This window comes from Olivibacter sp. CPCC 100613, from assembly GCF_036959255.1.
Classification (GTDB): domain Bacteria; phylum Bacteroidota; class Bacteroidia; order Sphingobacteriales; family Sphingobacteriaceae; genus Olivibacter.
On record NZ_JAWMTI010000001.1, the window covers coordinates 729593 to 755938 of the forward strand.

18 protein-coding genes are annotated in these 26346 nt (G+C 40.6%); 13 read left to right on the forward strand and 5 right to left on the reverse strand.

The window, feature by feature from the left end:
* The gene (locus tag RYH73_RS02810) at positions 1-768 is read right to left on the reverse strand and encodes a hypothetical protein (RefSeq protein ID WP_335311739.1); all 768 of its coding nucleotides are present in this window, start codon (positions 766-768) and stop codon (positions 1-3) included.
* A 414-nt stretch (positions 769-1182) separates the two neighbouring features.
* On the opposite strand from RYH73_RS02810, the gene RYH73_RS02815 reads away from it, so the two are divergent.
* Genes RYH73_RS02815 through RYH73_RS02825 form a run of 3 tightly spaced genes read left to right on the forward strand, consistent with a single transcriptional unit; the run spans position 1183 to position 3687 of the window.
* A complete protein-coding gene (locus RYH73_RS02815) occupies positions 1183-1785 on the forward strand; it encodes a ribonuclease HII (RefSeq protein WP_335311740.1) in 603 nt (200 codons plus the stop codon).
* 52 nt (positions 1786-1837) lie between these two features.
* A complete protein-coding gene (gene gcvT, locus RYH73_RS02820; protein WP_335311741.1) occupies positions 1838-2917 on the forward strand; it encodes a glycine cleavage system aminomethyltransferase GcvT in 1080 nt (359 codons plus the stop codon).
* A gap of 47 nt (positions 2918-2964) precedes the next feature.
* Entirely contained in the window at positions 2965-3687 is a 723-nt protein-coding gene (locus tag RYH73_RS02825; protein WP_335311742.1) for a 2-phosphosulfolactate phosphatase, read from the forward strand.
* On the opposite strand, the gene RYH73_RS02830 is transcribed toward RYH73_RS02825, so the two are convergent.
* The 3 genes from RYH73_RS02830 to RYH73_RS02840 all read right to left on the reverse strand — a co-directional run bounded on the left by RYH73_RS02830 (position 3684) and on the right by RYH73_RS02840 (position 6856).
* Positions 3684-4121, reverse strand: a complete 438-nt coding sequence (locus RYH73_RS02830) for a low molecular weight protein-tyrosine-phosphatase (protein ID WP_335311743.1) — start codon at positions 4119-4121, stop codon at positions 3684-3686. The two genes, RYH73_RS02825 and RYH73_RS02830, sit on opposite strands and share 4 nt — an antisense overlap.
* 72 nt (positions 4122-4193) lie before the next feature.
* Positions 4194-5513, reverse strand: a complete 1320-nt coding sequence (locus tag RYH73_RS02835) for a sensor histidine kinase (protein ID WP_335311744.1) — start codon at positions 5511-5513, stop codon at positions 4194-4196.
* Positions 5513-6856: a sigma-54-dependent transcriptional regulator gene (locus tag RYH73_RS02840; RefSeq protein ID WP_335311746.1), complete on the reverse strand. Its 1344-nt coding sequence runs from the start codon at positions 6854-6856 to the stop codon at positions 5513-5515. Before RYH73_RS02840 ends, RYH73_RS02835 begins: the two co-directional genes overlap by 1 nt.
* A gap of 339 nt (positions 6857-7195) precedes the next feature.
* Here RYH73_RS02840 and RYH73_RS02845 point away from each other — a divergent pair, with 339 nt between their 5' ends.
* The 10 genes from RYH73_RS02845 to RYH73_RS02890 all read left to right on the forward strand — a co-directional run bounded on the left by RYH73_RS02845 (position 7196) and on the right by RYH73_RS02890 (position 23817).
* Positions 7196-8446: an efflux RND transporter periplasmic adaptor subunit gene (locus RYH73_RS02845; protein WP_335311747.1), complete on the forward strand. Its 1251-nt coding sequence runs from the start codon at positions 7196-7198 to the stop codon at positions 8444-8446.
* Between the two features lie 79 nt (positions 8447-8525).
* Complete coding sequence (locus tag RYH73_RS02850) at positions 8526-9203, forward strand: ABC transporter ATP-binding protein (protein ID WP_335311748.1); 678 nt, start codon at positions 8526-8528, stop codon at positions 9201-9203.
* A gap of 72 nt (positions 9204-9275) precedes the next feature.
* A complete protein-coding gene (locus RYH73_RS02855; protein ID WP_335311749.1) occupies positions 9276-11633 on the forward strand; it encodes an ABC transporter permease in 2358 nt (785 codons plus the stop codon).
* Positions 11634-11686: 53 nt separating this feature from the next.
* Entirely contained in the window at positions 11687-14059 is a 2373-nt protein-coding gene (locus RYH73_RS02860) for an ABC transporter permease (protein WP_335311750.1), read from the forward strand.
* Between the two features lie 72 nt (positions 14060-14131).
* Positions 14132-16516 carry an ABC transporter permease gene (locus RYH73_RS02865; RefSeq protein ID WP_335311751.1) on the forward strand — a complete coding sequence of 795 codons (2385 nt, stop codon included), beginning with the start codon at positions 14132-14134 and terminating at the stop codon, positions 16514-16516.
* Between the two features lie 59 nt (positions 16517-16575).
* Entirely contained in the window at positions 16576-19017 is a 2442-nt protein-coding gene (locus tag RYH73_RS02870) for an ABC transporter permease (RefSeq protein ID WP_335311752.1), read from the forward strand.
* A 47-nt stretch (positions 19018-19064) separates the two neighbouring features.
* Complete coding sequence (locus tag RYH73_RS02875) at positions 19065-20045, forward strand: DUF4097 family beta strand repeat-containing protein (protein WP_335311754.1); 981 nt, start codon at positions 19065-19067, stop codon at positions 20043-20045.
* Between the two features lie 207 nt (positions 20046-20252).
* Positions 20253-21251, forward strand: a complete 999-nt coding sequence (locus tag RYH73_RS02880; protein ID WP_335311755.1) for a histidine phosphatase family protein — start codon at positions 20253-20255, stop codon at positions 21249-21251.
* Positions 21252-21433: 182 nt separating this feature from the next.
* Entirely contained in the window at positions 21434-22741 is a 1308-nt protein-coding gene (locus tag RYH73_RS02885) for a cytochrome ubiquinol oxidase subunit I (protein WP_335311756.1), read from the forward strand.
* Between the two features lie 62 nt (positions 22742-22803).
* Entirely contained in the window at positions 22804-23817 is a 1014-nt protein-coding gene (locus RYH73_RS02890) for a cytochrome d ubiquinol oxidase subunit II (RefSeq protein WP_335311757.1), read from the forward strand.
* A gap of 41 nt (positions 23818-23858) precedes the next feature.
* On the opposite strand, the gene RYH73_RS02895 is transcribed toward RYH73_RS02890, so the two are convergent.
* Entirely contained in the window at positions 23859-26249 is a 2391-nt protein-coding gene (locus tag RYH73_RS02895; RefSeq protein WP_335311758.1) for a TonB-dependent receptor, read from the reverse strand.
* Positions 26250-26346 lie beyond the last annotated feature (97 nt).

Consider the following 26346-nt stretch of genomic DNA (forward strand, 5'->3'; position numbering starts at 1 on the left):
TCACTTTGGTTTAGCAAGTGGCAAAACGATCCATTCGCAGGGTTCTTGCCTCGCTGCTTTTCTACTGGGTTGTGCACCGTTGTATCCATATCCTCCATAGCCAGATCGCCCGACAGGCCGTGCATTCTCCACGTTCTGCATAATGACACCATTTATCTTTATGTTAAGTGCGACTTCGCCGCTCTTATCCAAAATCAAACCAAGTCGCTCAAAAGGAATAACAGCTTCATAACACAAGGCATCTGCGCTGTCGATTTTTACTGCTGCTTTGATGCCGTAATTATTTTTTAAGGAGATTGGTCCATCTACGATATCCGCCATGCCATAAATAAAGAGGGCTCTTACCGCATTTAAAATTCCCTTACGCATATCCGCAGGCTTTTCATCCTCATCCCCGGTCGTCAAGCTTCTCAACGATTCGCGATCGGGAACCGGAAATAGAATCGATGCTCCTTCTTTTTTCTTTCCTTCTTTATTCACAAGAAAGCTAAACCCCTGATGTAAGGCTTGCATCTGCCAACTGCCATTCCTCACACGCATTCCTATATAGAGCTGTCTTTCGTCATTTGCAATCTCGTACTGAAGCTCTTGTTTATCGTAATAGTAGCGTAAACTGTCTCCCCATTCTGACAAATCACCATCCACATGAATATTCGACTTAAAATCAATCCTTGCAGGTGCGATGGATTTCCTTTTTTGTCCATATGCAACATATGTACTTAGTAATAGGCTAATAAAAATTAATCGGCTTACCTTGTGAAATTTCATCTCCTTTCTTATGACAAAGCTTTTTGACTAACTCGTTTTTTTTTGGTTTAATTGTAACATAAAAAATATATAGTATTTAGCTATAATCAGGGATTTCGTTTTTGCCATATGCTATGGTGTTCATATTAAAAGAACGTTTTTACGAGCTCTTGCAGCAAAGTTCCAAGCGATGAGTTTATTCGCGTTTTGTCCATTTTGGTGCTCATGAACTCCCTACGGTCGATTTTAGTTACTTTTTTCATTACTTGTTCGTTTTTTATGGCATTCAAGCTCATCGTGGTCTGCGGAAGAAAGAGACAAAAAAAGTTCCTTTTTCAAAAGCGCAATCCCTGAACAATTAACCGCTAACACTTCATAGCTAAAAAATATTTCTATCTTTGTTTCATTCAAATTCGATCCATATCGTATTATAAAATGCTATTGTCTACTTTTCAAGATGAATTTATCGAAGCTGGATGTGATGAAGCAGGAAGAGGATGCTTAGCAGGTCCGGTTTTTGCCGCGGCGGTCATTTTTTCTTCTACATTTAAGCACGACATATTAAATGATTCCAAAATACTATCTGCAGCCCTGCGTTACGATTTAAGGGAAATGATAGAGGCGGAAGCACTTGCTTTTTCCGTTGCCAGCGCCAGTGCCGAAGAGATTGATCAGATCAATATATTGAACGCCTCGTTTTTGGCCATGCATCGTGCCCTAGATGCCTTACAAATGCAGGCTGAATACATTTTGGTGGACGGTAACCGCTTCAAGAAATACCAAAACGTTCCTCATCAATGTGTTGTAAAAGGAGATGGAAAATATCTTTCAATCGCCGCAGCCTCTATTTTAGCAAAAACATACCGCGATGATTATATGGACAACTTAGCCCATGAACATCCTGAGTATGACTGGCTAAAAAACAAAGGTTATCCTACCAAAAGACATCGAGACGCGGTTTTGAAATACGGCTTAACACCTCATCACCGTAAAACCTTCAGGATAACAGATCCGCAATTAAGTCTTTCTTTTATCTAATCCATATTTTGCCTAAGTTTGCGCAGCATTTTGAACCTTTTATTTTTTTGATATGAAAACTACCGCTCTAACGGATTTACACATAGCACTTGGTGCGAAGATGGTGCCTTTTGCAGGTTATAACATGCCTGTACAATATACAGGTATCAACGATGAACATGAAACGGTTCGTAAGGGTGTTGGCGTGTTTGATGTAAGCCATATGGGAGAGTTTATATTGAAGGGAGAAAAGGCCGTGGATCTGGTACAGAAAATAAGTTCCAATGACGCTTCAAAGCTATACGATGGAAAGATTCAATATGCTTGCATGCCTAACGAAACGGGTGGTATTATTGACGATTTTCTTGTTTACCGTATAGATGCCACCACCTTTTTATTGGTAGTCAACGCCTCCAATATACAAAAGGATTGGGATTGGATTTCCAAATTCAATAGCTATGGCGTTGAAATGAAAGACATCTCTGACAGAACATCATTATTTGCGGTACAAGGTCCAAAAGCAACGGAGGCTTTACAAAGTCTAACCAGCCTGGACCTAGGAGAAATGGAATATTATACTTTTAAAAAGGGTGTATTTGCCGGTATTGACAATGTATTGGTATCCGCTACTGGTTATACAGGAGCTGGTGGATTCGAAATCTATGTCGAAAATGAACATGCAAAGGATGTGTGGGAAGCAGTTATGAAGGCAGGCGAACCATTCGGCATTAAGCCCATCGGACTCGGAGCACGTGATACGCTTCGACTTGAAATGGGCTTCTGCTTATATGGAAATGACATCGACGACACCACTTCTCCATTGGAGGCTGGTCTAGGCTGGGTAACCAAGTTTACGAAAGACTTTGTAAATGCAGAAAATTTGAAGAAGCAAAAAGAAGAAGGCATACAGCGTAAGTTGGTTGGATTCGAAATGCTTGAACGGGGCATCCCAAGACATGGATATGAACTTGTTAACGAAAACGATCAACACATTGGACATGTTACTTCCGGTACGCAATCTCCGACGCTTCAAAAATCGATCGGCTTAGGTTATGTAAAGAAGGAATTCAGTAAAGAAGGAATTGAAATCTACGTCAAAATCAGAGATAAAAAGGTAAAGGCAGTTGTAAGTAAGCCTCCTTTTATTAAATAAGCTGTTATCAACGGCTTAAAATAACGTCATACCAAAAGAATTATATTTTGCTTGATCAGACTAAAGAGATAAATGTTTGTTTGAGCCCTGCACTCATTCATCTACATGACATTCGAAATAGCATTGTTGTTGTGATCGATATTTTCAGGGCCACCACTTCTATGTGTTACGGATTGGCTAATGGAGCTGAAGGAATTATCCCTGTAGCCGAAGTATCTACATGTGCTATTTATAAAGATCACGGATACTTACTTGCTGCCGAACGGAATGGAGAAGTTGTTGACGGTTTCGATTTCGGCAATTCTCCTTTTTCTTATGTGAAGGAGAAAGTCAAAGATAGAACGATCGTCCTAACAACAACCAATGGAACCAAGGCCATCCATTTATCTAGAGAGGCAAAACAAGTGGTCATTGGATCTTTTTTAAATCTTACAGCACTTTGCAACTGGTTAGGGCAGCAAAGTGATCCTATTCTATTGGTGTGCGCTGGATGGAAGGATAATTTTAACTTAGAAGACACCCTTTTTGCCGGTGCCATCATCAATAAACTGAATGAAAGTCATCAAAAAGGGGATGATGCCGCTATTGCTGCTGAAAGTCTATACTTAACAGCAGCAAGCAATCTTTCTGATTTCTTGGCTCAAAGCGCACACAGTAAAAGACTACAAGGTTTAGGTATTCAAAAAGATATTGACTTTTGCCTACAAATTGACCTCTTGCAAACTATTCCGGTTTTAAAGGGAGATCGACTTGTTGCCTTAGAAAACTAAACAGCTAATTCCTTCATCAAGATTTCGCATCGAGCTGCAATAAGTTGATACACCGGATCAAACAAATTATTATCGTAGTAAGGATCCGGTACAATATCATTTACCAAAAAGAGGCTCACTTTGGCACGGTCGCCCGTTGAGCGGGCCATCGCCAATACATCTCGCAGATTGTTCCGATCCATTACAAAAATCCGATCGTAGTGATCGAAATCGGCTTTATTAAATTGCCTGGCCCTTTGTTCACTGATATCGACTCCATACTTTTTTGCGACTGCTATAGACCGTCCATCAGGACATTCTCCAAGATGCCAATTCCCTGTCCCTGCAGAATCGACTTCCCAGTTTAACCCATTTTCTTCGATCAAATGAGCTAATATTCCGTGGGCCAAAGGAGATCGACAAATATTGCCCAAACAAACCATGAGTATTTTCATCTTTATTAACTGGTAAGCCGTTAGTTATTAGTAGTAACCACAATGGCTAACGATTAATCCCTGATAGCTTTTTTAAAATTGTAATGTAAACACACTTCCCTTCCCTTCTTCTGAGTGGACACTTATATTTCCTTTGTGCATAAGCATAATTTGTTTGCTGAGCGTCAAACCAACACCACTCCCACTTTTACGGGTGGTAAAGAAAGGAATAAAAATACTTTCCAGCAAATCTTTGGGTATTCCCCTTCCATTATCTGTTATTTTAATCTGTGGACCACTATTATTGGCCAACGCAGAAAGGCTAATATAAGGTTTATCCGCGTCCTTTACTGCTTCCATTGCATTTAGCAATAGGTTGATAAGTACCTGTTCTATTAAGTTGATGTCTAAAGACAATTGTAGAATTGGATCTTTTAAAATGATATCCAATTCAATATTTTTCTGGATGAGCGAAGGTTCCATCAGTTGGTAGAGGTTTTCGAACATATCAGCAGCATAGACTGTTGTCAATTCAGGTTGCGCAATCTTATTGAGGCTTCGGTAAGTACTTGCAAATTTCAATAGGCCTTCACTTCTTCGTTTAATAGTTTCTGTACCCAAGCGAATATCATCAAGTTCCTCGCTGTTTGGCAAAGTTTCCAATCGATTTTTCAACGTATCTGCAAGCGAAGATATAGGGGCAATTGAATTCATAATCTCATGCGTCAAAACGCTTAGCAGTTTTTGCCAGGCCTTCGATTCCGTTTCGTCTAATGCTTCATTGATATTCTGAAAAGCCAACAATCGGTAATGTCCATCAGGTGTTTGAAAACTACTGGTAGAAAATTGGAGTTTCAATACGCCCTTTGGCGTAGGCACGGTAAACACGTCAGCTTTACCCGTAGACATTTCCAGCACTTTATTGTATAAATCAGGATTACGTTTATTCAAGCCGTCAATTTGGGAAATATAAGGAATGTTGAACAGTTCTTTGAAGGCCTCATTCATCCAAACAACTTTTCCTGTTTGCTCATCATAGGAAAGGATGGCCGTATTCACAACTTCCAAAATAGTCTGCAGGTATTGATATTGCGTTTCACGTTCACTGCTTATTTTTTTAAATACGCCATTTATCTCATTAAAAGCTCCTCTAAGTGGTCGTATTTCGGGTCCGGCATTTTGCAGTGGAAAAAACCGAGTAAAGTCGCGATATCGGGCTGCCTCCGCAAATTCATCCAATTCGCGATAGGCTCGCATTTGAGAGCGAAAATTCAAACTCAGCATCCATAAGGCGATCGGCAGAACAAGGAGTGCATAAAGATAATAGCCCGTTAGCAGCAACCAGCATAGAAGGCCTATGGTGAGGAAAAGTAAAAACGCCCTGACCGTGATTAATAGCCGTAAACGGTTCATTAGATATTATACTTGCTTAATCTTCTATAAAGAGCGGTACGTGTTAATCCCAACTCCTGAGATGCCTTACTTATATTCCCATTATGTTTTTCAATCACCTTCATAATGGCATTCTTTTCCATTTCGCTTAAATTATAGTCATCCTGTTCCAGCTTCGATTGACTATTCGCCTGCTCAATGGGAGAGAATATAATATCCTCGGCACATAGCACTTCCCCATCTGTCATGATAATAGCGCGTTCGACACTATACTGCAATTCACGGACATTTCCGGGATAATGATAATTTAGTAATTTATCCTCAGCACGTTTGTCCAAGTCAGGAACTTGTTTCGCATATTTTGATGCATATTTTTTCATAAAGTGACGGGCCAGGAGCAATATATCATTCCCTCGCTCACGCAAGGGAGGCACCTGCACTTCCACTGTGTTAATTCGATAGATTAGATCCTTTCGAAAACGACTTTCATTCGCTAATGCCGTTAAGGGTACATTAGTAGCACAAAGCAAGCGGATATCCACTGCTATCGGCGCATTGCTTCCCAAGGGAATGACCTGTCTATTTTGAAGTACACTCAATAATTTTGCTTGTTGCTGTAAGGAGATATTTCCGATTTCATCTAAAAATAAGGTACCTTTATCAGCAGCCTCAAACCGTCCAACCCGATCTTCCCGTGCATCTGTGAAGGCTCCCTTTTTATGACCAAAAAGCTCACTTTCAAATAAAGTGTCTGTTAAGGCCCCAACATCAACTTTTACATAGGGCATCAACACCCTACGAGACGCCCGGTGAATCATATCGGCAATTACATCCTTCCCTGTACCATTTTCGCCTAGTATAAGAATATTGGCGTCAGTTGGTGCAATTTTTGTAATTTTATGCATAAGATTTTTCATCACTTCCGACTCACCAATAAGGTCGCTATTTGTTGCCTGAGGGGTTTCTGATTTCTTTTTACCCGATTTTTTGTTCAGAATATCGCCAATTACCTGCAAAAGATGCTCGTTTTGCCATGGCTTTACAATAAAATCAGTAGCACCTTGTTTTAACGAGGTAACGGCCAAATCAATGGCACCATATGCCGTGATCATAATGACCGGCAAATCCGGCCGAAGTGATTTAATGCGATTTAACCAATACAATCCTTCATTGCCTGTATTAATGGCACTTTTAAAGTTCATATCAAGTAACACCAGGTCGATGGGCTGTCTCGACAAGATTGCAGGAATATTCTCTGGATTTTTATCTGCAATTACTTCACTGACTTCTCTTTTTAACAGCAATTTAACTGCGGTTAATACATCAGGATCATCGTCAATAATGAGTATTCGGGCGTGTTTCATGTTAGCATTTAGTTTTTAGCGATTAGTTATTAGGGATATTAGCTATTAGGCAGCAACTTTAGTCAATGCTAACTAAAGACCATGTCCTAGCAGCTAATCGCTCTGTCTTGTAAAGATATAACTATACCATTATTATTAAAAGGCTGATAATCAGAAAAAGTGCTGTAAATCGTATTTTGTACGCTGTACGCAAGCGCACATAAAGTGTACGATATCGAACAGTACCAAAACCCAAAAAAACGTAAGAAGCTGATTATTAGCAGCCTATTTTTATGGCACAAGCTTATATGGTTATTATGCGAGCAAAAAGCATATTTTATTGCCGTATAACGAACAAAAATGGACAGAGCACTACCAAAAAAGAAATGGAATAATAAACGGATTGCAACCGTTGTGGGGATCGTGGGCATTGGTGCCTTAATTTTCTCTAGCTATTACTTCACATCGGGAAAATCAAAATTAAATGTTGATGCAGAAAGAATTACTATATCTGAAGTTACAGAAGGACCATTTAGGGAGTTTATACCCGTGAATGGTATGGTAATGCCCATTAGTACGATTTACCTAGATGCCTCCGAAGGTGGCCGTGTTGAAGAAAAGTTTGTGGAGGACGGTGCACTTATGAAAAAAGGGGATCCAATTATGCGATTATCAAATACAGATCTGGAGTTGAGCTTGGTTAATCAAGAGACGCAGGTACTTAACCTACTCACACAGTCTCAAATTTCTCAGACCAATGCTCAACAGGCCTCTATTTCAACCCGTAACCAAATGGCAGAGGTAGAGAATGGATTTAAGGAAGCTACACGCGAGTACAACTTGAAGAAACATTTATATGACCAAAAGGCAATAGGTCGCCAAGAGTTTGAGAAAGCACGGAACGAATATACCTATCAGGTTGAGCGAATGAAACTAAGCAGAGAAAACTTACATACCGACTCCATACGTACACAACAGTCATTAAAAGAGAGCCGTGAAACCTACGAACGTACACGAAGTGCTTTGGATCTAATGCGTCGTAAAGTGGGTGACTTAATTGTAAGGGCACCAATAGACGGTCAGCTTACGGCTTTTGATGCAGAAATAGGTCAAAAGAAAAATCCCGGCGACCGATTTGGACAGCTAGACGTGTTAAGTGGTTTCAAAGTAAAAGCCGATATTGATGAACATTATATCTCACGTATTTATCCTGATCTAGATGGTGAGTTTACCTTATCGGGCAAGACCTATAAATTAAGGGTAAAAAAGGTATACACGCAAGTTGCCAATGGAAGATTTCAGGTAGACATGGAATTTGATGGAGAAACACCTAAAGGAATAAGACGTGGCCAAACCTTACAAATACGCTTGGCTTTAAGTGATGAAACGAAAGCGGTCCTATTACCTAAAGGCGGGTTTTATCAGCAAACAGGGGGCAACTGGGTATTCAAGCTAACTGCCGATGGTAAAACGGCTTATCGAGCAGATGTACAATTAGGAAGGCAAAACCCTGATTACTACGAAGTTATTCAAGGCTTGAAACCAGGAGAAAAGGTTGTAACTTCCAGCTACGAAACCTACGATAAGGTACAAGAACTCGTTGTGAAATAATTAAATACGCAAGAAATATTAAAATAATGCAGTTATCTGCCTTTTAGCAAGTGAAAGAACTGCCATAGCTAATAAAAACATGATCAAAATAACTGAACTTCAAAAGTTCTACCGCACAGAAGAGGTAGAAACGGTAGCACTCAACAACCTGAGTATTGAGGTTGAGAAAGGTGAATTTGTGGCTGTTATGGGCCCCTCAGGATGTGGAAAATCTACCTTATTGAATATTATTGGTCTTTTAGATGATCTAGACGAGGGTAGTTACAAGTTCAATGATATAGAGGTCGCGCATTTTAATGAGCGAAAACGCTCGGATTTACGTAAACACAATATTGGTTTTGTCTTTCAGAGTTTTAACTTGATTGACGAGCTAACTGTTTTTGAAAATGTGGAGCTCCCGCTTATTTATACCAAAGTGCCGGCCGCCGAACGTAAAAAACGGGTAGAAGAAGTCCTGGAAAAAGTACAAATTATGCATCGCCGTAACCACTTTCCTCAGCAGCTTTCAGGGGGACAGCAACAACGGGTTGCGGTTGCGCGCGCTGTCGTAAACAATCCAAAACTGATCCTTGCGGATGAGCCTACGGGTAACCTGGATTCAAACAATGGTAATGAGGTCATGCAATTGCTTACCGAATTAAATGAACAGGGTACGACCATCGTCATGGTAACACACAGTGAGCATGACGCACGTTATAGCGACCGTATTATTCGGATGTTAGACGGGCAAGTGGTCATGTCAACAGTAGGAAGTTAAGCTGTGATAAGTTTTACGTTGTAGGTATTATTAATAAGTTTTCGATAGGTACAACTTTCAACGTTAGAAGCTATGTTAAAAAATTACTTTAAAAGCGCTTTTCGGAGCTTGGTAAAGAGTAAGCTTTATACGGCACTCAATGTAGTCGGGTTGAGCATTAGTTTAACTGCTGCCACCTTCCTCCTTCTATGGGTATGGGATGAGCTGAGCTTTGATCAAATGCATAGCAAAAAAGATCGGATTTATTACGTTGCGGCCGCCATCGGAAAAAGCAAAGACCAACTATGGGGCACTACATCCGCTCCACTTGCTGTCTTCGGAAAAAACGAAGTTCCCGCCATTGAAAATGCATGTCGCATATCTTCATTTCACGATAATCAGCTATGGCTCTATAAAGACAAGAAGTTCAATGACGCTCCGATCTATGTTGACAACAGCTTCTTTCAATTATTTGATTTTAAGTTAATCGAAGGAGATAAAAAACAACCGTTCCCTGATAACCGTTCCATTATCATCAGTGAAAGTACGGCGAAAAAATATTTTGGTCATGAAAACCCTATTGGCAAAGTACTGCAAGTAAAGGATGGTAATCCTTATAAAGTAACGGGCATAATGGCCGATATGCCCGCAAATTCCAGTCTTCAGTATCAGATGCTCTTGCCTTTCGATATATTAGCGGAAAACAGGGAATCCAACCCGTTGAACACTGATTGGGGAAACTTTAATTATCAAACTTACTTTCTGCTAAAGGCCGGTAGTGACCCTATTTCTGTTGGCAAGCAACTAGCTGATATTCATCGCAAAAATCAACAATCAGATTTTTGGAAAGATTTAAACTATTTACTGCAGCCACTTTCTAAATACCACTTGTATGCTTCAGACGGCAGTGAGCAAGGTATGAAGCAAGTAAAAATTTTCACCTTTGTGGCTTTTATCATCCTAGTAATTGCGTGTATTAATTATGTTAATTTAGTTACCGCGAGGTCAAGTAGACGGAGCAAAGAAGTTAGCGTTCGGAAAGTAGTTGGGGCAAACAAAAAACATTTATTTTCACAATTTATAACTGAATCTTTTTTAGTATTCCTATTTGCTGTTGTGCTTTCAATCGGATTAAGTTTTCTTTTAATGCCACTGTATAACAGCATTTCAGGTAAAGAAATGCTGTTCAGTTTACTTAACCATCGTGTTTGGACTATTTTTGGAACGACACTTTTTGTAATTTTAGTACTAGCTGGCGTGTATCCCGCACTGATGCTTTCGTCATTCAATCCGGCCTTGGCACTAAAAGGCATTCTGCCACGTTTTGGAAAAAACAGCACCTTTCGCCAAGTACTCGTTGTTATTCAGTTCACTTGTTCCGTTGTCTTGATTATTGCCACCTTAATCATTAGCCGGCAACTTCAATATATCCGTAAGATGGATCTTGGATATACACGTGAAAATGTCTTCACATTCAACACCTTTAATTTTAAAAAGAATTACGACGCGATTCGTCAACAATTAGAAGGAGAACCTGGTATTTTGGGTGTGACAACATCAACACAATCGATTTTAAATTTGTTTAGCTCTACAGGTGATCTTGAATGGGAGGGAAAACCGGCAAATATGAGCTCCTTCATCATTAATCAATTATCTGTAGATCAAAATTTTACAAAAGTAATGAACTTGCAATTTACCTCCGGCGAAGGCTTTACCGGCACACCGGCGGATAGTGCACATTATATTCTCAATGAATTGGCCGTTAAACAGATGAAATTAACGGATCCGATTGGAAAATCGATCACCTTTCATGATAAACCAGGCACCATTGTTGGCATTTTGAAAGATTTTCATTTTAAAGATATGAAAACAGCAATAGAACCCTGTATTCTCTTTATAGATCCCAATTGGGGATGGAACACCATGTATATTAAGACGACGGGAAAAGACGCTTCCAAAGCACTGGCAAGCGTAAAGACGTTATGGAAAGAATACAATGCCGATTATGATTTTAACTACCAATTTATGGATGAATCGTTTGACAATATATATAAAAGCGACATGCGAGCAGGGCGTTTATTCAATCTATTTGCCGGTATAGCCATTCTGCTTTCCTGTCTTGGTTTGTTTGGCTTGGTAACCTATACCGCTGAGACGAAGGTTAAAGAAATCGGTATTCGCAAGACCTTAGGGGCCAGTGTAAATCATATTATTCTATTAATCTCTAAAGATTTTATGAAGCTGGTAGCTATATCCTTTATTCTTTCCTTTCCCATCGCTTGGTGGCTGATGAATAAGTGGCTGGATAACTATGTTTACCGAACCGATGTTCGAGTTTGGGTGTTCCTTGTCGCCGGGTCAATTGCTTTTCTCATTGCCGGACTTACTATTTGTGGACAGGCGTTAAAAGCAGCAAAAAACAACCCGATCAAGGCGATTCGAACGGAGTAAATTCGTTACCGGTTGTGAGCGAAAACCATCCTTGCAATGCATAACTCATCACGATGATCAAGAACTATCTTAAAACTGCATTTCGAAACCTATTCCATTACAAAGCCTATGCGCTTATCAATATTATTGGCTTATCTATTAGCTTAACGGCTGTTATTTTAATTAGTTTATGGATATGGGATGAATGGAGTTTCGATCGTATGCACAGTAAAAGCGATCGTCTTTATCGAGTTTCCACTACCTTTGACATCCAGTCTAACAATGTATTTCCACAATCTCCCCCTCCCTTGGCCACATATGCAAAATCACGTATTCCCGGTATCGAAGAAGCTTGTCGTTTTTCAAATAGTGAAGCGGTTATCCTTCTACCCAGCCAAGACGAGAAGTTCAGCGAAAGTGGGCAGTATGCCGACTCTTCCTTGTTTCGTCTTTTTGATTTTAAGATGTTGCAGGGCGATAACAGACACCCATTTCCGAATGACAATTCCATCATCATATCCGCAAGTCTGGCAAAAAAATACTTTGGCCGGACAGAGGCTGTCGGAAAGCAAATTCTTGTCAGCATTGACCCTTTGTTAAAAGAAGGCAAGCAGCCCTTTTTGGTAACAGGCGTCATGGAAGATCTGCCAAGTAACTCATCTATACAGACGGATTTCTTCATCCCATTCAACTTACTGAAGAAACGATTTAAAGAGAATGATACCGATTGGGGTCATTTTTCGTTTCGCACTTATTTTTTATTGAAGAAGGGTATAGATCCACAAAAAATCGAATCTCAGCTCATTAAGTTACAGCAACAACAACGAGGAGATGAACTTTATAAGAAGCTTGTTTATTTTCTACAACCGATAGAAAAAATTCATCTCTACAATGGCGATGGAACAGATGCCGGGGCTCAACAGGTTCGAATTTTTTCCATAATCGCATTTCTCATTTTATTCATCGCCTGTATTAATTATCTCAACCTTGTTACAGCTCGTTCGGCACAGCGCGGTAAAGAAGTGAGTGTAAGGAAAGTCATTGGAGCAAATCGTTCGCATCTTTTCTTTCAATTTATTATTGAATCTTGTACGCTATTTATGATCGCCACGATTCTTGCATGCCTCCTTAGTTACTTGTCGATTCCCTATTATAACGAATTATCCGGAAAGGAACTCACGTTCGATATCCGTGATTTCCGTATTTGGTTTATCTTTATAGGCACGTTCACAGCTACCCTATTATTAGCCGGCATCTATCCTGCCATCACCTTATCTGCATTTAAGCCCGCTCAAGCGCTGAAAGGGATCATTATTGGATTGAACCAAGATAATTGGCTGAGGCGATCGCTTGTTATTGTACAATTTACCAGCGCGGTTATCTTAATCATTGCTACGATTATCATAAGTAAGCAGATGACCTATATTCAGCAAAAAGATATGGGCTATCAACAGGAAAATGTCTTTGTTTTTCCACAGATCAACTTTCTCAATCATTTTGAGTCTATTCGTACTGAGTTAGAACGTGATCCAAGTATAAAGGGTATCACGTCGGCCAGCTCGATCATCAATGATATTGGCAGCAGTACCGGTGACATCGACTGGCCTGGTAAATCGACAAAGGATGCCCAGTTTATGGTCAATAATATAGTAATAGACCATAAGTTCCTGGATGTTCTAGGCCTATCCTTACAGGAAGGAAAAAGCTTTACCGGTAGACCCGCAGACTCCAACTACATATTGCTAAATCAAACAGCCGTTCGTGAAATGGGATTAAAGGATCCGGTTGGGCAAACGATCAGCTTTCGAAACAGCCCCAGAACCATCATTGGTGTGGTTAAAGATTTTCATTTCCATAATCTTCGGGAACAAATCGGTCCTTGTATTTTATTTGCGGATGCGGGTTGGGCCCTTGGAGGTATGTACGTTAAAGCAAGCCCCGGTAAAACAGGCGAAGCGATTGCTTCAATACAAAGACTGTGGAAACAATATAATTCAGCCTATGAGTTTCAGTATGAATTTCTAGATGCGCGATTTGAAAAGCTTTACAAAAGCGATATTCGAGCGGGTCGACTGCTGCATATTTTTGCATGTATAGCGATCTTGCTTTCTTGCCTGGGTTTATTCGGATTGGCTACCATCACGACAGAGTCTAAAGTAAAAGAGATTGGGATTCGCAAAACATTGGGAGCCACAATATCCGATATTGTACTACTCGTTTCTAAAAATTTGATTGCACTGGTTAGTCTTTCGATTATCATCGCATTTCCTTTAGCCTATTGGCTGATGAGTCGATGGTTAGACAACTATGCTTATCATACAGCTATTTCTTTATGGATTTTTATAGGTGCAGGTTCGCTAGTAGCTACGATTGCGCTACTTACTGTTTATAGCAAGGCCATAAAAGCTGCGAAAAACAATCCGATAAAAGCGATTCGTACGGAGTAGATTAATTACCGTTTGCGTTACCAATTGTAAGCGAAAGCTCTACTTGCGACGCACAACACATCAACCATAACTATGATAAAGAACTACATAAAGATCGCATGGCGCAATATTTGGAAAACCAAGGCCTTTTCCATCATCAATGTTCTTGGTTTGGCCGTCGGAATGACTGCCTGCTTCCTCATTGCGCTCTATGTCAATTTCGAACGGAGCTATGATCGGTATCATCGAAAAACCGATCGCATTTATCGCTTAGTATGTGATATCAAAACACCAACAGAAACCATCAATGCCAATATTACTTCAGGCCCCATGGCGATGTATGCCGCACGGGATCTTCCAGAGATAGAAAATTTTGTGCGTTTACTGCCCAATAGCTTGCTCATACGAAAAGACAATATCAAATATCAAGAAAGCAGTTTATTCTTCGCAGACTCTTCACTTTTCCAACTTTTTGATTTTCCATTAATTGCAGGAAACCCTGAAACAGCATTAAAAGAACCGTTCAGTGTGGTTTTGTCCGAGTCGGCAGCAAAAAAATATTTTGGAAAGGAAAACCCGATAGGTAAAAGTTTACTATTAACTGATGACAGTTTTAATAGTAAAGTTACAGGTGTCATGAAAGACATTCCTGAAAACTCTCAATTTAAAGGGGATGTCTTTATTTCTATGGTCACCTTGATCAAAATGGCTGATTTCAAATTTGATGAGCAATGGGGAAATTTTGGTTTTACCTCTTATTTACTTCTCAAACCCAACACCAATGCGTCCTTATTAACCACTAAATTTCCTGCCTTTTTGACTGAGCGTGTCGGCAAAGAAATGGATCAAATGAAGATGCATTATAGCCTATTTTTAGAACCTCTAAAAGAGGTGTATCTGCATTCGAAACGAGGGGGTTTTGAAAACGGCAATATCAACAATGTATATGTCTTTGCCATTGTAGCGTTGTTCATTCTGCTTATTGCATGTATTAATTTTATTAATCTTTCGACAGCAAGGGCAGTAGAAAGGGCAAAAGAAGTAGGTATTAGAAAGGTAGTGGGTGCTTACCGCATCCAGATTACCCGGCAATTTATCAGTGAATCTATATTGATCTGTCTACTCGCTTTTGTGATTTCTCTTTTGCTCTGTTTAGGACTGATCCCTTATTTTAATTTTCTTGCCGGCAAAGAAATTAGTGGTGGTATATTTCTACATCCTCTCTATATCCTTGTTTTGTTCTTATTGGCCTGTTTCATCGGATTACTTGCCGGCATTTATCCTGCACTCGTATTATCCTCTTTTAAGCCCGTAACGGTACTAAAAGGCAAATTTTCGTCCAATACAAAAGGGCTATTATTAAGGAAAACCTTAGTCGTCGTACAATTTGTGGTATCTATTGCGCTCATTGCCGGCACCTTGATTGTAAATCGTCAGCTTGCCTATATGCGAAATCAAAATCTGGGCTTCAACAAAGAACAGGTATTGATTCTGCAAACAAACGGAGATGCCAAGAGCCGGATTTTAAAAGATGCGGTTACCAGCATTTCCGGTGTATTAGCTAGCGCTGTTTCGGGTGCGGTTCCTGGAGGCGAAAACCCCGTTGCCTATTCAGAAATAGAGAATAAGCAGGGGGATATGCAGATTGCAAACCTCCCGGTCTATTTCGTGGATTATAATTACCTTCCACTTTATAAAATTGAACTGGTAGCCGGCCGTACCTTTTCACCCGATTTTGGGACGGATACAGCGCAAGCGATGATTTTGAACGAAAGTGCCGTTAAACTCTTTGGTTATGCAAACCCAACAGAGGCCATTGGTAAAAAGTACTCCCAATGGGGAAGCGAAGGGAAGATCATTGGTGTCATCAAAGACTTTCATTTTAAATCCCTGCAGTCGAAAATAGAACCCCTCAGCATGCGATACGGTCAAGGAAATGGAGGAGGTATGGTCTCGCTCAAAATCGATGGTAAACACATTAACAATGCCTTAAAATCAATTGAAAAAAAATGGCAGGAAATCATTCCCAACCGTCCATTCGATTATTTTTTTGCAGACGAGTTTTTTGATCGTCAATATCGTTCAGAAAATCGTTTTGGCAACCTGTTCTTCAACTTTGCCATGCTCGCTATTTTTATTTCTTGTCTAGGCTTGCTAGGTTTAGTATCCTACCATACTGCCCAGCGATATCGCGAAATTGGTATACGAAAAGTTTTAGGAGCCAATGTTTCGGTCATTGTAAAGTTGCTATCTCTTGATTTCTTAAAACTGGTATTGATTGCACTGCTTATTGCATCACCGATGATGTGGTTTTTAATGGATAAATGGCTGGATGATTTCGAATATCAAACCACCATCAGTATTGGAATTTTTGTACTAGCAGGAAGCATTGCCGTTGGTATTGCTTTAATCGTTATTGGATCGCAAACTATACGAGCGGCATTGACCAATCCGGTTGAATCTTTGCGCAACGAATAGGTTGGTTATTCGTGATCGGTTATTTGATGAATAGCTGAAATACCTTAAAAACAAACACCATGCTGAAAAACTATTTTATTTCGACTTGTCGGAATTTATGGAGAAACAAACTTTTCTCTTTGGTCAATATAATTGGCTTAGCAATAGGGATCAGCTCTTCTTTAATCATTGCTATGATTGTTCAATACGAATTCAGTTTTGATCAATTCCAGAATGATAAGGAGCGGATCTATCGAATTGTATTGGATATGAAGCGAAATGGATTCGAGATGCATAGTGCATCGGTACCGGCACCCTTAGCCCATACCGCTCAAGAAGCAATCACCGGTATCGAACAGGTGATTCCCATTTTCAGCTTTCCAGGTGATGCCAAAGCAGATGTGACAGTTAAATCGGATAATATCGGTCAAAAAGTTTTTAAGCAGCAAGCGCGAGTTATTTTTACGAACACAAACTATATACAGCTTTTAGGCTACGAATGGTTGGCCGGTAATTCCGCTTCTGCATTGACACAACCCTTTCAAGTCGTACTTACCCGCAGCAGAGCAGCACGCTATTTCCCCAAAAAAAGTCTACAGGAAATACCGGGAAGCATCCTAAAATATCGAGATATCGAAGTAAGCGTGAGCGGCATTGTTGAAGATCTTAAAAAAGTTACCGATTTCCAAAGCCAAGAATTTATTTCACTCTCCACACTGAACGCAACTTCACTACAAGAAGACCTTATGTTAAATGTTTGGGACGACTGGATGGGATATTCCAATCTATTAGTGAAAATATCACCCCAGGCACAAGCTACTCAGGTTGAGCAAGGATTAAACACCCTATTAGCCAGGCATTCAAAAAAAGATCAATTTTTTTCTAAAATTCAACTTACGCTACAACCCCTATCAACGATACATTTTGACGCACGTTATCAAGGAATGGATATCCGAATCGCTCATAAACCAACCTTATACGGTTTAATTGCCATTGCTGTCTTCCTATTGCTACTGGGATGCATCAACTATATCAACCTCAGCACAGCACAAGCATCAGCACGTGCCAAAGAAGTTGGCATCAGAAAGTCGGTCGGTGGTGATAAAAGGCAACTCATCACTCAATTCTTAGGAGAGACCCTTTTCCTAACAACACTTGCAACCCTGGTTTCTATTATCATTACCCCTTTTCTACTCCATGCTTTTTCGATATTTATCCCAAATGGTCTTACCTTTTCTTTCCTCGGTAATACAAGCATGTTGTTTTCCCTCATCCTGATCATTCTATTAGTAAGTATCCTTGCCGGGTTATACCCTGCTTTTGTCCTGTCGAACTACAATCCGGTACAGGTATTGAAGAACCAGCAACTTCCGAGCCTCGGCCAGACAAGGCAAGCTCTTTTACGAAAGAGTTTAACGGTATCCCAATTTATCATTGCCCAATTTTTTGTCATAGCTACTCTGATGATCAGTAAACAAATCTATTTTGTGCTTCATGCCGATATGGGCTTTGAAAAAGAGGCTATTCTTACCTTTAAAACACCAAGAGACACTGTTGAGACCCATCGAATGCAATTAAAGCAACGCTTGCAAGCAATTTCGGGCATCCATGCTGTTAGTAACGGCTTTCTTACTCCAGCTACCGAGGGCGGGGCCTTTGCCAATCTTACCTATTTTAACGGAAAAGAAGAGCTCAAGCCCAATGTTCAAATTCGATGGGGAGACGATGATTTCCTTAATCTATATAATATACCAATCATTGCGGGGCGAAATGCAATCGCCCATGATTCCTTAACAGAGCTGGTAGTCAATGAACAATTCACGAAAGAAGTCGGTTTTCAGCGTCCGGAAGAGGCCTTAGGTCAATTTGTCACATATAACGACAAAGAGGTTCCAATTGTAGGCGTTATGAAAAACTTCCATACGCAAAATTTGCGCGCCAAATTAGCGCCTGTTATCTTTCAAAATCGCCAAGGTGATATTTTCCACATAAAACTTTCATCCGGCCAACCCGGAGCGGATTGGCAGAAAACGATTGCCCATATCGAAACGCTTTTTAAGGAAAGCTATCCCGGAGAAGAATTCAATTATGAATTTATAGAAGACAATATCAGGAAATTCTACGAAAAAGAACAGGCTACTGCATCCTTGTTAAACTGGGCAACCGGCTTGGCTATTTTAATAAGTTGTTTAGGACTGGTAGGGTTAGTGCTTTACACGACAAGCAATCGGACAAAAGAAGTGGGGATCCGCAAGGTGCTGGGAGCATCTGTTGCTCAACTTATCACGTTATTAGCAAAAGATTTCCTTAAGCTCATCATACTTGCTTGTCTTATTGCATCTCCCCTCGCTTGGTGGGCTGTCCACCAATGGCTTGAGAATTTTGCTTATAAGACCCCTATGGATTGGTGGGTGTTTCTACTTAGCGGGATGGCTATGGTTTTATTAGCCGTTTTACTATTGAGTGTGCAAACGTTCAAAACGGCAATCGCCAATCCCGTAACCAGTTTACGTGATGAATAAAACAGTGCAACGTTTACTTTTTGTTTGCGTCTTTTAAATAAAAAATCATGAAAAAGCTCTCTCTCTTTTTTATTGCCATTTATAGCAGCTATTTTTTGGCATCGGCACAAGATAATACCTCTCCTTATTTAACGAAATCGCTTGCAAGTGAAAATATCCGCTCAGTGAATCTACAAACCTCCGGTGGGAGTCTAACGGTGGAGGGAGTAGCCGGGTCGCAAGCGCGCTTGGAGGTATTTGTCCAGGGAAATAACGGGAATAACCGTTTAACTAAAGAAGAAATCGAGCAACGTCTACAGGATTATGACCTACAAATCAGCACCGATAATGGACAGCTCGTAGCCACAGCAAAGCCAAAAAACGGATTTAAAAATTGGAGAAAATCAGTATCCATTTCCTTCAGAGCTTATGTACCGCAAGCAGCATCTGCGAAATTGAAAACCAGCGGCGGTAGTCTTTCTATCAACGGTATTAATGGACTCATTGAAGGAGAAACATCCGGTGGAAGCATTAAAATAGCCCAGGTAAAGAACAATGTTAATTTAAAAACCAGTGGTGGAAGTATCAATGCGGCTGACGTTGCGGGAAATCTATTACTACATACATCAGGAGGTTCCATTAAGTTGAGCAACTTAAAAGGAAAAATTGATGCGCAAACTAGTGGCGGGAGTATAGGAGCCAACGATATCAGCGGTGAGTTACTTGCAAAAACTTCCGGCGGGAGCATTCGCGTTGACCGTATGACGGGAAGTGCGGACCTAGCCACAAGTGCCGGTAGTACGTCGGTAAATATGGTAAATGTGGATAAGTACCTCAAGATTGATGTTTCCGCCGGCAGTGTTAACCTTCAACTTCCTATGGATAAAGGTCTGGATCTAAACTTATCAGCAGGAAAAGTTAATCTTCCTTCTCTAGGAAATTTTTCAGGAACAAAGGAAAAAGATCGTGTGGTCGGAAAATTGAATGGAGGTGGTGCCCGTGTAGACGTTCATGTCAGCGTAGGCAATTTAAATCTTGAAGCGAACTAAACTTCATTATTTCACTATATATGCCACAATTTACATTCGTTTTGTGGCATATTATCGCACATTTTGAAAAAAATATGCGCATTTTTATGATATAAACAGTTCTGCTCTTCAACGAATACCTACAGGGGCAAATAAATCATCCTTTTCATCGTATTTTTATTAAAGGGAGCCACGAATAAATTAATTAAACCAGGTCCCGATAAAAAGATGACACGCTTTCCGCTTCGCAAAAATTATTTCGCAATTACCCTTTGGGTATCCTTATTTCTTTTAGCAGCCTGTAAAAAGAATGACAACAATGAATTGCCCGGTATCCAAATTACATCGGCTGAATATGATGGAAAACTCCTTTTCGTAAACAAAAACAATTTTCAGATAATGACGAACAGAGAGGCCGTTTTCAGTGCAGATGATAGTCGTATCAATATAGACGCTAATGGGCTGGTAAAACGAGTAACATCCGGCGAGGTAGTCGCCATCGACATTGCGCCACGAGAACAACCTACGAACAAAACACGCTTTTATCTATTAGGTGCTACTGATACCAATCATGATAAACCGCAAATCACCTATAATGGAAAAGGGGCTACCGATCCCTATAATTCTTATTTGAAGGGTTGGGCAACCTTACAAAAGCTACCGGTCAACAACGAGAGCTATGCGCTGGTTTTACGCCACGCCGATGCCGATCAAGGTGTGGATTACTCCTTAAATCACAACGATGCCGGTCCTGCCAACTGGTGGAAATCAAAGGACACAGCTTTAGCGCGCCAATTAAACGAAGAAGGCCGAACACGTGCCCGCGAATTAGGCGTCAATCTTAAAGCATTGGGTTATCCAATTAGCCGCATTTACTCCAGCGAATTTAATCGGGCAATAGAGACGGCCGAGCTCATGGAACTTAACTTACCAATTATACAAGATAGCACCTTGAATCATCCTTCACATAACCATGGAGATTTATTTAAAGGCTTAACAAAAATCCTGCAAAATACGCCAACAGACAACCAGATCACCTTAATATCCACCCACCATCCCATTAATGAAATTATTATCAGTGGCGGTTACCCAACTTTCCCCGATGTATCTCCTTTCAATTGGACAGGCATGTATTTTGTAAAGATAGCTCCCGATAAAACCCTTACCTATGAAGGAGCCGCTTCTTGGGGAATGATCAATTATTGGCGGCAATTGTCCAAGCCATAAACGAAACGGATACCTAGGCAAAAGCTTGGATTAAATCTCCTAAACAAACGGTTATATATATTCATTCTAAATAAAAAATTCCTGTTTCATTCGTTCAGAAAATGCATCTATTACCGCCATAAGCCTTATCTTTGAGGAAGTTCAGTAGCACTTTGCATTATTTCATTTAATAAACGCTCGTTATGGACGATTTCCTCGCCGCCCGTTCCCAAATGGCCCTCTCACTTGGCTTTCATATTGTTTTTGCCTGCATTGGTATGGTTATGCCTTTCTTTATGGCAATAGCTCATTATAAATGGCTCAGGACAGGCGAGCAGGTATATAAAAATGTGACGAAAGCTTGGAGCAAAGGGGTGGCTATTTTCTTTGCTACCGGAGCGGTCTCAGGTACGGTTCTATCTTTTGAGCTAGGTTTGCTCTGGCCAACCTTTATGGAACATGCAGGACCCATCTTTGGCATGCCCTTTTCGTTGGAAGGCACAGCCTTTTTCATTGAAGCCATTGCTTTAGGATTTTTTTTATATGGTTGGGATAAATTCAATCCTTGGTTTCATTGGTTCACAGGTGTCATCGTCGGGGTAAGTGGCCTGGCATCAGGAATTTTAGTGGTAGCCGCTAACGCGTGGATGAATAGTCCATCCGGCTTCGACTACATCAACGGTTCCTATACGAACATCAATCCAATAGAAGCGATGTTCAATGATGCCTGGTTTTCACAAGCACTTCACATGACCTTAGCCGCCTTCGCAGCAACTGGTTTTGCCGTAGCGGGCGTTCATGCGCTCATGATTAAGAAGGGAAAGAATATCCATTTTCATCAGAAAGCCTTCCGCATTGCGGCGATTTTTGCAAGTATTGCCGCCGTACTGCAACCACTAAGCGGCGATATATCCGCCAAAGATGTTGCAAAAAGACAACCGGCTAAGCTCGCAGCTATGGAAGCCCATTTCAAAACGGAGGAAGAAGCTTCGCTCATTATCGGTGGGCTTGTCGATGAAAAGGAAAAAGACGTAAAATATGCGCTAAAGATACCCGGTTTACTTAGTTGGATGGCCCATGGTAGCAGCAAAGCCAGCGTTACCGGCCTGGATAAAATTCCGGAAGATTTTCATCCACCGGTAGCTATCACCCATTATGCTTTTCAAGTAATGGTCGGTTTGGGAATGCTTATGCTCACGTTATCGATCATTTATTTCATTGCACTCGTCAAAAAACGTTCATGGCTTGGCGCCCATTGGCTTTTGAATTTATTTATTATTGCCGTTCCTTTGGGTTTTATCGCCATTGAAGCTGGTTGGATGGTAACCGAAATAGGACGTCAACCGTGGATTATTTATGGTATTATGCGAACGGTGGATGCCGTTACTCCGATGCCAGGTATTGTTTATTCATTTTATTTATTTACCGCTGTTTATCTTTCTTTGTCGATTATCGTAGCTTTTCTGCTTTATCGCCAAATTAAAATGGTTGGTAAGATTTATGATATATAGGTTATTCGCTATAGCCAGGTTATTGCTATTTAGCTTATCGGCCAACAAAAAAAGCTAAGAATATGTTATATGTAGTTATTGCCTTTCTTTGGACTGCCATTTGGTTATACCTGCTTTTAGGTGGAGCCGATTTCGGTGCCGGCATTATCGAATTAATAAGTAAACGCGAGCATAAAAGTAAAACACGGCACACCATGTACCGTGTTATCGGCCCAATTTGGGAGGCTAATCATATGTGGCTTATCATAGCCATTGTTATTCTATTCGTTGGCTTTCCAAAAATCTATACAACAATGTCCATCTTTATCCATATTCCATTGACAGCCATGTTGCTTGGAATTATTGCCAGAGGAACGGCCTTTGTTTTCCGAAATTACGATGCTGTTGATGATCATATGCAAAGCATTTATAACCGTATATTCGTCTATTCCAGCGCAATTACCCCCTTTTTTCTTGGCATTATTGCAGCCAGCACGGTGAGCAGAAAGATTGATGTACAAGCAGCGGATTTTTTGTCTGCGTATGTCTATAGCTGGTTAAACGGCTTCGGCATTGCTGTTGGCCTTTTTACGGTATGCATTTGTGGATTTCTAGCGGCTATCTATATCATCGGGGAAGTACATTTGCAGGAAGATAAGCAACATTTTATCCGCGTGGCAAAAAAAATGATTGTAGCTGCTTTTTTCGCGGGCGGGCTCGTTTTTATTGCCGCACATTACGAACAAATACCCTTATTGGATTGGATTTTCGGACACTGGATCGGTTCACTAGCTATGGGGGCGGCGAGTATTTCATTGATATTCCTGTGGCTATCTTTAGATAGGAATTCAGGTATTCTCATTAGGCTTTTGGCGGGATTCCAGATAAGCATGATTTTATTAGCGGCAACTTACATTCATTTTCCAAAGATTATACTTTTAAAAGACGGAGCTTCGCTATCCTTGATCGAGGATGCCGGTTTAGATAAAACGATAGAAGCCTTAGCCTGGGCACTTCTGCTGGGAAGTATTTTCATTTTACCGGCACTATTTTATCTAATTTATAGCTTTGAAAAGAAAAAGGAAGTCGCTCATTGAAAACAGGAGCGCCGACCTATTTTATCCGGCACTCCTGTTTTTTAAAAACTATAGGCGACACTCAAACGGTAATTCCGTGGTGCTTCGGTTTGCCAGTAATAACTACTCAGCCAATCATAATAAGAACCACTGAATAAGTATTTATCAAATATATTAAAGGCATTGGCCGTTATACGCATTTTCCTTCCTTCCCAGAAAATTCCACCATCTACCTTATGATAGTCCGGCAGCCGAAGTTGTCCTTCACCCCAATTGTCTGTTGCACGATTGAGCAACCCGGTATAACCCAAAGAAACGCCTACGCCATTTAGTGCTTTGACAGGCAACTTATAATTTAACCACCCATTAATTACATGCTTAGCGAAGCCTGGCATTACTTGGCCCACCGTCACACTTGTTACGCCGGGCGTCACTTTACTAACTTTCGAATCCGTGTAGGCGTAATTCGCAACAATACGCAAATTAGAACCAATACTTCCTCTTGCATCGAACTCGAAGCCTTGCGCTTTTTTCTGTCCTAGCACAATACTTGTAGGATTCGTAGGTGTACTGTTCGGCCCCGTAGTTAATTCGTTGTTCTTCAATATCCTGTAAACAGATAAAGTGGTATTTAGGTTGCCATCAAACCACTCGTTCTTAATTCCAAATTCCGTATTATTACCCGTTATCGGTTTTAATTTTCCATCATTCTCAATCGTTCCAGAAGCACTTTGCGGAACAAAAGCCTGATCATAAACAGCATAAACCGACGCACTTTGATGAATCGAATAACTTAATCCTAAACGCGGTGTGAAACGTTTTGCTTCGTCCGCGCTTTCACCATAATATTGACGAACATAGGTGTAGCGCCCCGCCAGGGTCAATCTTAGTTTATTCTCAAAAAAACCTAATTCATCTTGAAAATACAATCCCGTATAACGCTGCCCTTGCAATCCTCCTGCTGCCAAAGCCCTCGCTTCTAAACTCGTACTTCGATCAAAGTTTGGCAATCCGTTACTCGGTACCCCATAAGAAGGGTTCAGTGGATCGAAATATAAGGTGGCACTGTCACGATCTAAATCATGTGATTGCCCCCAATCAGCAATATATGTCTTTTTACCCATATCAACACCCGCAAGAATACGATGCCGAACCGGACCTGTTTGTACATCTCCATTAACAAAAACCTGTCCCAATCCCATACGCCCTTGCGCATCCCAGATACCAACATTTCTAATCACCGTTCGATCCGCATTAACCTTTGACGGCCAAGAGCTGTAGCCTACTTGATCATAGAAGAAATAAGATCCTTGAGCCGTTAATCGCCAATGATCATTGAACTTATGTTCTAAGGTTAGAAATAAGCTGTGATCATCGATGTTCGTTGGTGGAATACCCGGGTTCGTCATCGTAAAATCTACCGGTAATGTAGCATAGCCACCCGCCTCAGGCCCAAACACGTAATAAGATCCTACTTCGGTCATCCGTACATGTTGCAGTGTATATTCAGCCGTCAGTTTCGTTTGCTCATCCACTTGATAAGAAATTACCGGTGCGATACTATATCGATCGTTATATTCATAAGGGCGATGCGAGGCTTTATTTTGCCCCATCACATTTAGTCTATATAATAGCTTACCGTCCTTACTCAACTTCCCATCTAAATCGAGTGTTCCTCTAAATAAATCAAAACTGCCCATTGTAAAGCTCGCCTCTCCTTTTGTAATACCCGTAGGTTTTTTGGTAACCACATTATACAATCCGCTCGGATCCCCATTCGCCAGCATAAACCCTGCGGGTCCCTTAACAAACTCGATATGATCTACAAAGCTCATATCCTCTGTTAGAGGCCCCCAATAGGAGCCAACCACATTGAATCCATTTCTAAAAGCTTGAATTTGCGATCCGCGCATGTTGATATTCGCGTATAAATCTCCCCAATGCTCTAAGCGAACGGCTCCACTGACATTACGAATCAGTCCATCACTCATACTAACAATCTGTTGATCCGCTAGCACCTTGTTGGTTACAACTTGAATATTTTGAGGAATTTCCAATAGCGGCTCGTTTAAGCGCAAGCTCGTAGACGTGGTATCTACCTTGTATTGTTTCTTCTGGCTGGAAATAATTACTTCTTGCAGTTGCTCATTGGTTGCTTGTACCCTAAAATTTTCGACAAGCTCAGTCCCATTAAAACGAATCAGTCGCTCTTGCTTCTCAATTCCAACAGCTGATAAAACCAATGTGTACTCACCCTCTTTTATGCCTTGAATTTCGTAGCCCCCTGTGCTATTCGTTTTCCCACCTGTACGTGTCCCTTTAATCCACAGTGATACGCCCACAACTGGCTCCTTCGATTGATTAAGTACCGTCCCTTTAATTTGCGCAAATGTTAAGTGTGTAAAACAGAGACTAAGTACGACGAGTAGGTTGAATGATAGTAGTCTTTTCACTTTATTTAGAATAAATCTAGTTAAACAAATTTTGCACAAACGTACAATTTGTTTAAAAATTTGTCAACTTTTTTTAGACTTATTTTAAATAAGTGAA